Annotated in this window: 9 protein-coding genes; 8 read left to right on the top strand and 1 reads right to left on the bottom strand. The window is 51.2% G+C overall.

The annotated features are described in order from the left end of the window. Positions 1 to 111: 111 nt before the first annotated feature. The 8 genes from DFP95_RS09370 to rlmD all read left to right on the top strand — a co-directional run bounded on the left by DFP95_RS09370 (position 112) and on the right by rlmD (position 11,263). The gene (locus DFP95_RS09370; protein ID WP_115992354.1) at positions 112 to 1,884 is read left to right on the top strand and encodes a sensor histidine kinase; all 1,773 of its coding nucleotides are present in this window, start codon (positions 112 to 114) and stop codon (positions 1,882 to 1,884) included. A gap of 26 nt (positions 1,885 to 1,910) precedes the next feature. Further along, entirely contained in the window at positions 1,911 to 3,524 is a 1,614-nt protein-coding gene (locus tag DFP95_RS09365) for a response regulator transcription factor (protein ID WP_115992353.1), read from the top strand. A 119-nt stretch (positions 3,525 to 3,643) separates the two neighbouring features. Next, entirely contained in the window at positions 3,644 to 4,639 is a 996-nt protein-coding gene (locus tag DFP95_RS09360; protein WP_245987504.1) for an ABC transporter permease, read from the top strand. 16 nt (positions 4,640 to 4,655) lie between these two features. Further along, positions 4,656 to 5,579, top strand: a complete 924-nt coding sequence (locus DFP95_RS09355) for a carbohydrate ABC transporter permease (RefSeq protein WP_115992352.1) — start codon at positions 4,656 to 4,658, stop codon at positions 5,577 to 5,579. A gap of 97 nt (positions 5,580 to 5,676) precedes the next feature. Then, positions 5,677 to 7,185 carry an ABC transporter substrate-binding protein gene (locus tag DFP95_RS09350; RefSeq protein WP_115992351.1) on the top strand — a complete coding sequence of 503 codons (1,509 nt, stop codon included), beginning with the start codon at positions 5,677 to 5,679 and terminating at the stop codon, positions 7,183 to 7,185. Positions 7,186 to 7,775: 590 nt separating this feature from the next. Then, positions 7,776 to 8,588, top strand: a complete 813-nt coding sequence (locus DFP95_RS09345) for a sirohydrochlorin chelatase (RefSeq protein WP_115992350.1) — start codon at positions 7,776 to 7,778, stop codon at positions 8,586 to 8,588. Between the two features lie 48 nt (positions 8,589 to 8,636). Continuing rightward, on the top strand, positions 8,637 to 9,584 hold the full coding sequence (locus DFP95_RS09340) for a diacylglycerol kinase (RefSeq protein WP_115992602.1): 948 nt from the start codon (positions 8,637 to 8,639) through the stop codon (positions 9,582 to 9,584). Between the two features lie 191 nt (positions 9,585 to 9,775). Further along, the gene (rlmD, locus tag DFP95_RS09335) at positions 9,776 to 11,263 is read left to right on the top strand and encodes a 23S rRNA (uracil(1939)-C(5))-methyltransferase RlmD (RefSeq protein WP_245987534.1); all 1,488 of its coding nucleotides are present in this window, start codon (positions 9,776 to 9,778) and stop codon (positions 11,261 to 11,263) included. Positions 11,264 to 11,371: 108 nt separating this feature from the next. On the opposite strand, the gene DFP95_RS09330 is transcribed toward rlmD, so the two are convergent. Continuing rightward, positions 11,372 to 13,672 carry a glycoside hydrolase family 97 N-terminal domain-containing protein gene (locus tag DFP95_RS09330; RefSeq protein ID WP_115992348.1) on the bottom strand — a complete coding sequence of 767 codons (2,301 nt, stop codon included), beginning with the start codon at positions 13,670 to 13,672 and terminating at the stop codon, positions 11,372 to 11,374. Positions 13,673 to 13,717 lie beyond the last annotated feature (45 nt).

Genomic DNA, 13,717 nt, shown 5'->3' with positions numbered 1-13,717 from the left:
AATGGACCTTTAAGCGAGATATTACCCCAACCATTCGTTTTTGTGTTGCCGCTTTCAATCGTGTGCGATATGCTAGGAGCGGAATGAAAATCATGCCGAGGATGGGGAAAAATGGCTTTTTGGCAATCTATCAGATTCAAAATCGTATTCGGCTTTCTTCTCATGATCGCACCTATGGTGCTATTCCTCATCTATAACAATATCTACGCGACGAATGTCGTACGTGATCAAATATCGCTTCACTATAACAATCTCATGGCTCAGCAGGTGCATAACAATGACGCTATTCTCTTGGAAACGATGCGTTATTTGTACCGGATGAAAGACGACCCGGACATCCAATCCTTGCAATCCCTATCGCTCGCAACGGATGATTCGGACTATACGATGGTCAAGATGGAATTAACGAGGCGTTTTCTGCTCGATACCGGCTATTATAACAAAGTCGACACCTTTTTCGTGTATTCCCGGAAGGACGACGATATGTTTTTCGCTACTCAGTATAGCTTTCACTTTGCCGAATTACAATCCGCGCTGCTCGATTACACCACGAAGCTCGCCTCCAAGGATTTGCCGCTCGAGACTCAGCGCTGGGAGCGGTTCTCCATTCCCAATGACACCAATTATTTAATTAAAACCGTCGATGCAGGCTCCGGAGTGTTCATAGGGGCATTAGTGCAAGTCGATCGGTTAAACGAAGAGGTCAGCCACTTCGACGTAGGACCCGACGGTGCCACGTTCGTGGTCGATCCGGAGGGCAACGCTCTGACTAACTCTCCGTTGCCGGTCGTGCAGGAAAAGGTCGTGCATAGCGACATCGTGGAGATGACCAAGCAAGGGCGAACGACTTGGAATCAGAATCAATTTCTGGTGATCACTCAGCCTACGCCTATTTCGGATATCCATTATATGATCGTTATCCCTGAAACGTACATTTTGAAAAACCTGCCTTTTTTCCAGAAAATGCTCTACGTTTGGATCCCGTTAATCGTCGCAATCGTTCTTACTTTATATTTGGTCTTCCTGCGAAGAGTCATGTTTAAGCCATTGGTCGCCCTAGTACGCGGAATGAGAAAGCTTGGTCAAGGACAATTCAACGTGCGGATGCCGATCCGTACGGATAATAGCGAATTCACCTTTATGTCGGGGACGTTCAATCAGATGGCCGAGCAGATCGAGAAGCTCAAAATCGATGTTTACGAGGAGCAAATCCGCGTACAGAAGGCCGAGTATAAACATCTGCAAATTCAGATCAATCCGCATTTCTACATGAATAGCTTAAATATCATTTATAATCTAGCGGCGCTGAAGGACTTCAAATCCGTGCAAAAGCTTAGCCTGCATCTGGCGGACTACTTTCGTTTCTTGATGCATGGGCATCGGACGGTGCTGCCTCTTGAAGATGAAATCAGACATATCGAGCATTATCTAGAGATCCATAAGATCCGATATGTCAATAAATTGAGTTATGAGATAAGAGTGCTTCCGGAGCATCTGTCCGTGCAATTATCTCCGTTGCTCTTGCAGCCTTTTGTCGAGAATTCGGTCATCCACGGCTTTAATAATAAGGTTCAGGATGGATTGCCGTTTCACATTCGGATCACTTCGAGCAACGACGTAGAACAGCCTGACCGTTTCATCGTACTGACGATCGCGGACAACGGGCCGGGATTCCCGGAGCAGTTTATGAACGACGTGGAAAGCGGAGTCCACTTAGCGGAAGCCGGCGAGCATCATCTGGGGATATGGAACATCCTCCGTCGTTTCAAAATGCTATACGGCACCGAGGGCGGAATCACTTTCATGAACGGGGATTCCGGCGGAGCGATCGTACAGGTGAGGCTTCCCACCAATCGCCCGAATACATTCGAAGGCGATGAATAACTCACAGCAGGCAAAGGAGAATTACCATGGTTAGAATACTTGTCGTCGATGATGAGATTTATGCCTTGAAGGGGATCACGCAAGGAATCGATTGGAGCGACTTGCCGATCCAAGCCATGATGGAGGCGGAGGACGTTGCCCAGGCGATGCGTATACTCGAAGAGCATCCGGTAGATTTGGTAATCTCGGACATCGAGATGCCCGGATTAAACGGACTGGAGCTGTTGCGCTGGACTCGAGACCATCGGCCCCACGCGTTAACCATTTTCCTCACGGGACATGCACGGTTCGATTATGCGCAAGAGGCGCTGCACAACGGTTGCTTCGATTACGTATTAAAGCCGGTCGATCATGATGCGTTAAAAACGATCGTGAAGCGTGCCATCGCGGAGATCGATATGCGAAAAGAACAGCAGGGGTTCGAAGAGACGTTGGAGGTCAACCGAAGGCAATGGAACGACCAACTGCCGATACTCGTGGAGCGGTTCTGGCAGGAGCTGTTAGCCGGACGCGTACTCCTTTCCACCGAGCGGCTTAAACGGCAGTTAGAATACTATGATATCCCGTTAGGGGCGGATAGCCTTGTTCTTCCCGTTCTGCTCAGTATCGAGCAGTGGGATATTCAGTTGGATTCGCGGGATGAAAGTATTATGGAATACGCTTTGCGCAAAGCGGCAGCGGAAACCATTTTGGCGGAATGGCCGGGTACGGTGCTACAGGATCGTAATGAAATCAACTTTGCGTTGCTATATCTGAATGAAGATGACGTCATTGATCGTGCCGCTTTGCTTAAGCGTTGCGACGATTATGTTCGCGCGTGCCACCAATACTTTCACTGCAGAGTATCCTGCTATGTGGGAGAGCCGTCGAGCATAGGAGAGCTATCCGGTTCGCTTGAGCGGTTGCAGCAATTGGAGCGTTCGAATGTGTCCGTGACGCAAACGGTGCTGGATGTCTTAACTAGCGTGCAAGGGACGGCCGGCAGCAAGGGAATTCAGCTTCCATCGTTTATGGATTGGGGCGTCCTGCTCGATAACGGCGGGTATGAAGAGCTGGGCAGCCGGATAGAAGAGACGTTGAAGGCTTGGCAATTCGAATCGCCGGGCAGGGAAGCGCTGGAGTTGTTCCAATACGGAATATTGCACATGTTATATCAATCCGCCTATCGCAAAGGCTTCTCGATCTACGATGTGTTCACGGTAAATGAATTAACGGATGCCCAAGCTCCCCGCTCCTCGCCTCAATTGATGGCATGGGCCGGGAAAGCGGTGTTGAAAATGGGACAAGCGCTCGCGGAGCGTCAGCGCGATGCTTCGGCCGTTATTGCAAAGGTACAATCCTATATTTTAGAGAACTTGCAAACGGAGTTGACTCGGGACGGAATCGCTAATTCGGTCTACCGCAATCCGGCTTATTTATCGCGCTTATTTCGCAAGGAGACGGGAATCTCTCTATCGGATTATATTACTCAGTTACGTATCGATCATGCCAAGCGCTACCTTATCGATACGAATGACAAAGTGAGCAACATAGCGGAAGGAGTCGGGTACATCCATTTCTCTTATTTTGCCAAGCTGTTCAAGAAAGTAACGGGTTTATCCCCGCAAGAATACCGCAAAAGGTATCAGATCTTGCCTTAACTCCGCTACCCCGAAAAACAACTTCCAAGATGTCACAGAAGTGCTAAGTCGGTCACCGTAGTTGATAGATGCGCTCAGCCATCCCCCTGTACAATAAACACGTACAAGAGAGATAAAGGATGGTGACGGGAATGGCATCTGCCGCGGAAGCGGTCGCCAAAGCGACAACGCCAAGCATACGAACGAGGCAAAACCAAAGCTATTGGCGGAGATTCGGAGTTTTCTATATCATGATGGCTCCGGCGCTAATCGTACTGCTCATGAATAACTACCTCCCTATGGTCGGCTCGTTAATAGCCTTTAAACAAATCGTTTATTCGTCCCCTAGCTTCTTCCAAAGCTTCCTGGATAGCGAGTGGGTCGGTTGGGAGAATTTCAATTATTTGTTCAGCACGACCGATGCATGGCTCATTACCCGCAATACTCTTGGTTACAATGCCGCGTTCATCTTTTTGAATTTGGTCGTCGGCGTAACGCTGGCTCTTCTGTTCAATGCCATGAGGAGCAGCAAGCTCGCGAAACTGCATCAAACGACGATGTTTCTCCCTTATTTTCTATCGATGGTCGTCATCTCTTACTTGGTCTACGCTTTCCTGAATCCCGAGATAGGAATCATAAACAAGGTCGTGCTTCCGGCGCTGGGATATAATCCGATCGATTGGTATACCGAGCCGAAGTGGTGGCCGTACATTCTACCGATCATAAATACGTGGAAGGGGATCGGATACTACGCGATCATCTTCCTCGCTGCCATCATCGGGATAGACAACGAATATTATGAAGCCGCAACGATCGACGGCGCTTCGAAATGGCGTCAGATTTGGAATATCACTCTTCCGTTGATCCGCCCCGTCATGATCATCTTGACTTTATTGCAGATCGGCCGTATTTTCTACGCGGATTTCGGCTTGTTCTTCCAAGTGACCCGCAATTCCGGAATTCTCTATGATACGACGCTTGTTATCGATACCTACGTCTATCAGGGATTCATCGTGAGCGGCGATATCGGGATGTCTTCAGCGGCGGGATTATATCAAGCGGTGGTCGGATTCGTGCTGGTTCTGGTGTCGAACTTCGTCATTCGCAGGATCAGCAAAGACGATGCATTGTTCTAGGAGGGAGTGAGCTCGTATGGCAACAACAGCGAAACGCATTAGAAACGTTAACGAAATATCCGGCGTATCCAACTTCTTCATCAACGGCTTTTTCTGGATATACACGGCGCTCTGCGTCCTTCCGCTTTTCTTAGTCATAGCGGTGTCTTTCTCCGATGAACAATTGGTTCTCGTCAACGGTTACAAATTCTGGCCGGAGAAATTCAGCGTCGGTGCCTACGATTTCCTGCTTAGCGACTGGCAGAGCATTATCCGATCATATGGCGTATCCGCCTTCGTAACGGTGGTCGGTACGATTATTGCGCTGCTTACGATGTCGCTGTACGCTTATCCGATCTCGCGTCCGGACTTCAAGCATCGCAAGGCATTTTCCTTCATTATGTTCTTCACCTTACTCTTCAATAGCGGGTTGGTTCCTTTCTACCTTCTATATACGCAAGGCTTCCATCTTAGGGATACGATATGGGTACTCATGATTCCTTTCTTAGTACAGCCCTTTTACGTGCTCGTCTTACGGACCTTCTTCACCAACTCGGTGCCTTCGGCATTGTTGGAATCGGCGAAGATAGATGGAGCGGGCGAATGGCGCATCTTCGCGCAGATCGTATTGCCATTGTCGCTTCCCGTACTTGCGACCGTCGGGTTGTTCTGTACGCTCAACTATTGGAACGATTGGTTCCTGAGCTTGCTCTTCATCAACAAGGAGAACTTGATCAGCATCCAGTTCCGAATGTACGAGGCGCTGCTAGACATTACGTTCCTGAGCGCGAACTCGACGGCGTATTCGGCTATCTTGGCTCAGAATCCCGACTTCCAGTTGCCGACGGAAACGGTCACGATGGCGATGGCGGTCGTCGGAATCGGTCCTATCATATTCGCTTATCCGTTCTTCCAACGTTTCTTCGTCAAAGGCTTGACGGTCGGAGCGGTGAAAGGTTAGGAGTAACCAAGCTAGCTCGTCCATAACGCACGGCTCTATCCGGTTACCGGCCGGTTGAGTATACATCGCATTTATCCGAAAAGGGAGGCAATACCGAATGTTCAACAGAACAAGCAAGACGGTAAAAAGCTTTGCTCTAGTATTAGGAGCCAGTCTAATCTTGTCCGTGTTTTCCGCTTCAGCAGCTACAACTTCATCACTGCCCGAATACAAATTGAGCTTCTATTACCCAGGCACTCCGACCAAGGATGAAGCCAAGATCGAAGCAAAGATTAACGCTCACCTCAAGTCCAAAATCAACGCGACTATCGATCTGCAGCCTATCGATTGGGGTCAATGGGACAGCAAGATGAACCTGCTCAAAGCCAGCCGCGAGCCCATGGACATCATCTTCACCGCCCAATGGAACGGCCATGCCAACGATGTAGCCAAGCAAGTGTTCCTGGCGCTTGACGATCCGAAGGGGCCGGCCGGCAACCTGTTAGCTCAATACGGAGCAGGCATTACCCGAACGCTCGATCCCGCATTCCTGGCAGGCGCCAAAGTAAACGGTCACAACTACGGCGTACCTACGAACAAAGAATTGGCGGCGCAAGGCGGCGTAATTTACCGCAAGGATATTGCCGATAAACTCGGACTTACGGCTAAGCTGAACTCCGTCAGAACCGTTGCGGATTTGGATGCTATCTTAGCAACCGTGAAAGCGAAACAGCCTGGCATGACTCCGTTGTTCCTTCGCGACGGCGACAACTTCAATGCCCATTATTTCATCCAACAAGACTTTCTCGGCGATACGACGATCGAAGGCTTGATCCGCAAGGATAGCACGAGCACGAAAGTCATCACCAGATTCGACGACAAGAAATATATGGATCAATTGACTCTTACTCGTTCTTTCTACAAGAAAGGTTACATCAACAGAGACGCATCAACGACGCAGCTGTCCGGACAAGATGCATTGAAGAAGGGCAACGTCTTCATGATTACGGCTTCCTTGAAGCCGGGTAAAGATGCTGAGACCGCCCTTGCGGCCGGCTTAGCTGGCAAACTGAAACAAATCAACATGACCGATCGTACCGTATCTACCGGCGAAACGGCAGGCTCGATGCTCGGAATTTCCTCTACTTCCAAAGATCCTGCCCGCGCTATGATGTTCATCAACCTGCTTCATACGGACAAATACCTGAACAACCTGCTTAACTTCGGTATCGAAGGCGAGCACTATGCCAAAGCTTCCGCAGAGGTAATCAAAGCGGGTCCTAGCGCGGCTAACTACAACCCGGGAGCAACTTGGATGTTCGGCAACCAATTCCTGAACTATGTATGGGATACGGAAGCTTCGAACAAATGGGCTCAATTCAAGAACTTCAACAGAGGCGCGAAATTGTCTCCTGCGCTCGGCTTCACGTTTAACGCCCAACCGGTGAAGTCGCAAGTGGCTGCCCTCGTTTCCGTTCGCAAAACTTATATCGCCGGATTAGAGACGGGTTCGATCGATCCGTCCAAGGCTGCCGAATTCCAGAAAAAAGAGAAAGCCAACGGACTGGATAAGGTTATTGCGGAGAAACAGAAGCAACTGGACGCTTTCTTGAAAGCTAAGAAGTAATAGGATTGAAAAAGAGGGAACCGTCAAGCGCTCTAGGGCTTGGCGGTTTTTTCCTTTAACATATCAGTATATATAAAATTATGAACACTTTATTTATCATCTAGTAGCCCGATATAAACGTTTACTGCCGTCCAAGGACGGCGGAACCGGCTTACTTGATTGAACGCAATTAACCACAAACTCCGCTTTCCCGAATAACCCGTTCAAACCAGGTTAGTTGTCTCTCGCGGCCCCAATTTCGCCGAATAACCCGTCCAAACCGGGTTATTTGTCTCTCGCGGCCCCAATTTCGCCGAATAACCCGTCCAAACCGGGTTATTTGTCTCTCGCAGCTCCAATTTCGCCGAATAACCCGTTCAAACCGGGTTATTTGTCGCAATATCAGGAAGCATAAAATCTTTGAACTCTTTTTACTCATCTGATCGCTCGATACAAACGTAACCTGCCGTCCAAAGGACGGCGAAGCCGTTTTCTTATTGAGGGCGACGGAGGCTACTTAGATGAAGGCGCGGCGTTGACATTGGCTTGACGATTCGATAGCATGAATATGAAGTGGAACTAGCTGGGAACGAAAGGGGATCGCGCTTCGCATGAGACCGGGACTGCTGGTGATCAGCCATGGATCGAGGGAAGCAGGCTGGGTAGCCCTCGTCGACAAGACGATCGATGCGGTCCGAACCGCGCTAGGCGATGGGTTGCCGGTTGAGACCGCATTCCTCGAATTGGTCGAAGGGCGGCTTATACAGGATGGTATAGACCGTTTGGAAACCGTCGGAGTCACGCATCTGCTGGCATTGCCGTTATTCGTATCATCCGGAAGCACGCACGTAGACGAGATAGGTTGGGCGCTTGGAGCTTATTCGGAGCCTAAGATCGAGACCGATCTGGAGAAAATTCGTATTCCGCGGGGATTAAGTCTTACCTATGGCAAACCGATGGATGACGATCCGGAGCTTATAAGCGTCGTACTGAATAGATTAAGAGAGATGTCCAGCGAGGCGGGTAAGGAAAGCGTTCTTCTCATCGGACACGGGAGCCAAGAAGAGGGCTTCCAAGACGATTGGGAACGGATACTCGCCGCTATTGCCGGACGGGTCATGGATCTTGGAGGTTATGATGCCTGTTCTACGGCATTATTGCTGCCCAACCAAGTGCCGGAGCAATTGGGTAACCTGAGGAAAAGACGACCTAGCAATGAAATCCTGGTGCTTCCTTTATTCCTGAGCGAGGGGTATTTTACGAAGGAAGTCATTCCCCGCCGGCTGGAAAGCGCGAGTACCGGCTCGGGCGCTATCTACCGTTATGACGGACGGGCGTTAATGCCGCATGAGGACGTAGAAAACTGGATTATATGGCAAGCTAGGAATTGGGCAAAAGGTTTGGGAATAGAAGTAGAAGAGTAAGCCGATAAGTTGATCGAGATCGTACGCGAGATAAAGAGGGGATCCGTCTTGGATACTATTCGAGCCCGGTTAATCTATAATCCGACTTCCGGCCGGGAGGAAGTCAAACGCAAGCTTGCGTCGATATTGCAGCGTCTCGAACGGGGCGGTATCGAAACGTCATGCCATGCGACCGAAAGCAAAGGTGACGCGATTCACGCAGCTTCGGATGCGGTGGAACGCGGCTTCGACATGATCATCGCCGCAGGCGGCGACGGCACAATCAATGAAGTGGTGAACGGGATGTCCACTCATGGGAAGAGACCGTCTCTGGGCATATTGCCTCTAGGTACGACCAATGATTTTGCCCGGGCGCACGGTATTCCCCGCAAGTGGGAGGATGCGTGCGATTTGTTGACTCGCAGACATACGACTCCAATAGACGTCGGTCAGGCGAACGATAGGCATTTTATTAATATTTCCGGCGGCGGTTCGCTCACGGAAGTGACATACGAAGTTCCGAGCAAGCTGAAGACGATGGTCGGACAGCTCGCTTATTATATGAAGGGCTTGGAGAAGATCACGCGGCTTCATCCGACCCAAATGAAGATTACGGCCGAAGGAATCGGCCAATTCGACGAGGAATTCATGCTGTTCCTCATCGCCAACAGCAATTCGGTCGGCGGATTCGATCGCTTGGCACCGAACGCCAGCACCAGCGATGGAGTGTTCGACGTACTAGCTTTGCGTAAATGCAACCTGCCGGAGTTCATCCGGATCGCTACGATGGTGATGCGCGGGGAGCCCGTGTTGAACGACTCCCACTTTATTCATTTTCAGACGAACAAAGTCGTCGTCGAATCGGACCACCGCGTTCAGCTGAACGTGGACGGAGAGTTCGGTGGCACGTTGCCTTGTACGTTTAACCTGCTGCCCGGGCATCTTAACGTCGTCGTAGACGAGCATGGAGAATCCTCCTATCGGAAAAACGGACCCGGACGGGCGCTGCAGCTATGAGCGGGCGGAATGGGAACGTTAGCGGGAGCGGGAAAACCAGCGGGAACGGGAGCAGAAATGCGAGCGGGAGTGCGAGCGGGAGTGCGAAAGACGGCAGGGGCAGACTGGGCGGCGGCAAAAGCAGGGGATTTGGCGGGGATAGAGGCAATAGGGCTGGCGACAGTAGAGGCAGATCGGTTGCCGCAACGACTATGGCGGGCGTACCCGTTATCGTCGGACAGCAAGTGGAATGCGAGATTATCGGATTGACGCACGACGGAGAAGGGGTTGGCCGTGTCGACGGCTATACCCTTTTTGTTCGTGATGCGCTCCCAGGCGAGAAGGTTCTAGCCGTGGTCGCGAGCATCGGCAAGTCTTTCGGTAAAGCTCGGATGGTGGAACTGCTGGGAGCGGGATCTGGAGCCAGTAATGAAGGAGGCATCCGCGTTGTTCCGCCTTGTCCGATCTATGATACATGCGGCGGGTGTCAGCTTCAGCATATGAGCTATGCGGAGCAGCTTCGCTGGAAGAGGCAGCATGTGGTGGACAACCTCGCGCGAATCGGGAAGCTTCAGGTGGTTGGGGGAGCTAGCGTTCAGGGAAGAGCGGTAGGCGATCAGCGAAGTTTTGGAGACCGAAGTACGGGAGATGGAGTTCAGGGTGTCTTGGTGCATCCGACTATCGGCATGGCGGATCCTTGGCGTTACCGGAATAAGGCTCAGGTCCCGATCGGTTTCGGCGATGGCGGTTTGATCGGCGGCTTCTACGAAGCGGGCAGCAATGACATCGTCGATATGGACGCTTGTCTCATCCAACAGGAGGAGAACGAGGAGACCGTCCGCGCGGTTAAGGAAGCGGCGAGACTATTGGATATCAGTCCCTACAATCGTGCGAACGGGAAGGGACTGCTCCGCCATGTCGTCGTTCGCCATGCGGCATCGACCGGACAACGCATGGTCGTACTCGTCACAAACGGCCGCGATATCCCGCACGCTCAGGAGCTCGTTGGGTTAATTCGCGAGAAGGTTCTTGGCGTCGTGAGCGTCTGCCAGAATGTTAACACGGCGGTTACGCCGGTAGTCTTCGGCGAGGAGACGCGAGTACTTTGGGGCGAAGATGTGATTTACGACGAGATCGGCGGCATTCAATTCGCGATCTCTCCGAGATCTTTCTTCCAGGTGAACCCGGAGCAAACGGAGCGGCTGTACGGCAAAGCGGTGGAGTATGCGGCTTTAACCGGGAAAGAAACAGTAATCGACGCGTACTGCGGTGCGGGGACGATTTCTTTGTTCCTGGCGAAGCATGCGGATCGCGTGTACGGAGTGGAGATCATTCCCGAGGCGATCGAGGATGCTAAGCGGAATGCGTTGCTGAATGGAATCCGCAACGCGGTGTTCGCCGTCGGCCCGGCCGAAGTCGTCATGCCCCGCTGGCAAGCGGAAGGCATCGTTCCCGATGTCATCGTCGTCGACCCTCCTCGCAAAGGTTGCGATCCCGCGTTGATCGCAACAATGCTAGAACTTCGTCCGGAGAGGATCGTCTACGTCTCGTGTAATCCTTCAACTTTGGCTAGAGATTTGAGGTTGCTTGAGGATGGCGGATATCGTACGGTGGAAGTTCAGCCGGTGGATATGTTCCCGCATACGGGGCATGTGGAAGCCGTGGCTTTGTTGGTGAGGAATGAAACAGAGTGTATTTAGAGAGGGGTTCTCTAAAAATTGAACCTAAACGAAACAAAGACGCCAGGAAACTCCTAGGCGTCTTCGTTATTGTCAATGTGTGAAACGCTATGCCGTATCGAGTGATCTCTACGTTGCCAGAATTCCGAGCTTGTCGATTTCAGCCCCCCAATTGGGATAGGAGAACTTGATAGTATTGCTGCCGGCGTTCAAATTCATGGTTGTCACATGGCTCCGAACGACATTCCAGCTTCCCGAATCCAGCTTAACTTTAAGCAATGTGTTAGCGCCGCCATTCAGACTGTAGTTGGGCATTCTCTCGTCGGTTGACAAGTAATTCAACTTGACTTTGTAAGTACCCGCCGCCGGTACGGTCACGTTGAATTGCACGGAGCCTGCATTGCTGCCCATGTTACCGACTTTATTGCCGTTCGAGCAGTTGACGCAGCTTACGACGTTAGCGGTACCGGCAAGAGTAGCGCTTTCCGCTTCATAGTAAGTATAAGGATCTGCAGGCATACTCGGTACGGTAGTTTTGGAAATCAACACCGCGGCTCCTCCGGTTTGCAGAAGAGGAATCGTTAGGGTTGAAGCGGATGTCACCGTACTTGTTGTTTTAGTGAGAATTTCACTTGATGCTCCATCCTTATAGACATAAGCCGTGTAGTTGCCGGAAGCCAGGTTCAGGCTCGAAAGGGGAATCGAGATCGTCCTCGCGGCGTCGGTCATCGCCCCGATATACCAATCCGCGCCGCTTCGCCTTGCCATCACGACGTGACTCCCCGGAAAACCGTCAAGGAGCTTCGTTTCGTCCCATGAGGCCGGCACGACCCGCAGAAGCTCCGTGCCTTTCCAGTTTCCGTAGATGTCTATGGAGTCGGCATAGTTTGAAATTTTCGATTCAAAAACAACAGACATCCCCAACTGGTGGCCCTGCGTCGTGTTCTTGTTCGTGTTGCTAAGAGCAACGGACGTGTAATCCATGGAACCCAGCACGTTTCTAGTGAACGGAAGCGTGGTGTTGTGAACGGCGGTCGGAGCCGGCGGCCAATACAATTTATAGCGTTCGGAGCCAAGCACCGCTTCCGAACCTATAATATTAGGCCAAGTACGCTCTTCTCCGCCCGGTTTCGTGGCGTTGTGGAAAAAGACCATAAGCTTAAGCTCGGCGCAATAATCGGCCGTCGACTCCAGGAAGCTCATCCCGACCTGCGAGTCGTTTGCCGTCATGTCCACTTTGACCCCTTTAATGCCCCAGCTCGCCCATTTACGCAAATTCATCCTGCTAGCGCCATAGGGGGTATGGACATAAGGACTTGCCCATATGAATATGCCTATCCCTTTTGTCGCGGCGTATGTGACGAGATCCGCGACCGTGCCGTCGGTCCATTTCACCCATCCGGCGTCAACGGTGACATATTCCCATCCCATGGAAGCCGCGAAATCCACGTAATCTTTCTGGCGCGCGTAAGTGTAAGGCACTTCGCGATAGCCTTCGGGAACGCCCGGATCGCCGTAATAGTCCTCGGACCACCAGGACCATGCGGCGACCCCCGGTTTGATCCAACTGGTGTCGGCGATTTTGGACGCCGGGTTCAGGTTTTGCACCAGGGTTGAATTGACTAGATCGTTAAGATTGTCGGTTACGATCACTGACCTGTAAGGCGTCTGAAAAGGCAAAGCCGCTTGAATCTGCGTTCCGAATTGAGCTTGATCGGCTGCGCAGGAGAACTTCATGTTTTGTCCCGAGCTACCGGTGAGAATCGAGGGGCAATAAGTCCCGTCGGCGTTATAGACGTTCGCTTCGGTTAATAAAGTCCAATATGCGTTGTTGTTAATCGAGGCTAAGAAAGGCATGGTAACCGTGCTGGCGTCTAACGTCGAAGAACCGTAATATTGCCAAGTTCCCTCGTAAGTGTTTACCGGCGGATATCCCCACCCGCCTGTTCCGTTAGGGAGATTGTATTCGGTATATTCCTTATCGATAAATGTCTCTCCCGGCCCGGGAATGTAGTATCTGAAAGCGAATCCATCATTATATACCCTCATGTAGATTTTAAGCTGAGCCGAGCCCTTCGACACGACATATTCCCTTTGTACCCCGTTATCCGTGTTTACGCTTTTTTTACCGCCCGGTATCGAATAACTATTGTTCCACGAGCTCGTGCTGGTGGATACGAACGACATTCCGGAATAGAAATCCGCAGCGGTTGTCTTTAGGCCCAATCGCGATTTTTCGACGATCGTCGCACTGCCCTTTGTAACAGTATAGAATAATTCCCCGCCTTCCAAGTACATCGTCGCCGTGAGTGAGCCATTAGGCGAGGCTGTTGCGTACTGCGTTCCGGGATCAATCGCAAAAACCGAAGGAACAGAAGTAAACATAATAACCAGTACCATGATGAAACTTACTGCTTTCTTAAATGACATTAATTTCCCTCCCTCAATTATGGCTCAGCCAGTGTGGCTGATCGC

It is taken from the genome of Cohnella lupini, from assembly GCF_003386205.1.
Classification (GTDB): Bacteria; Bacillota; Bacilli; order Paenibacillales; family Paenibacillaceae; genus Cohnella; species Cohnella lupini.
Note: the sequence above shows the minus strand (reverse complement) of the source record. Positions and strands in the feature narration are given on the sequence as shown.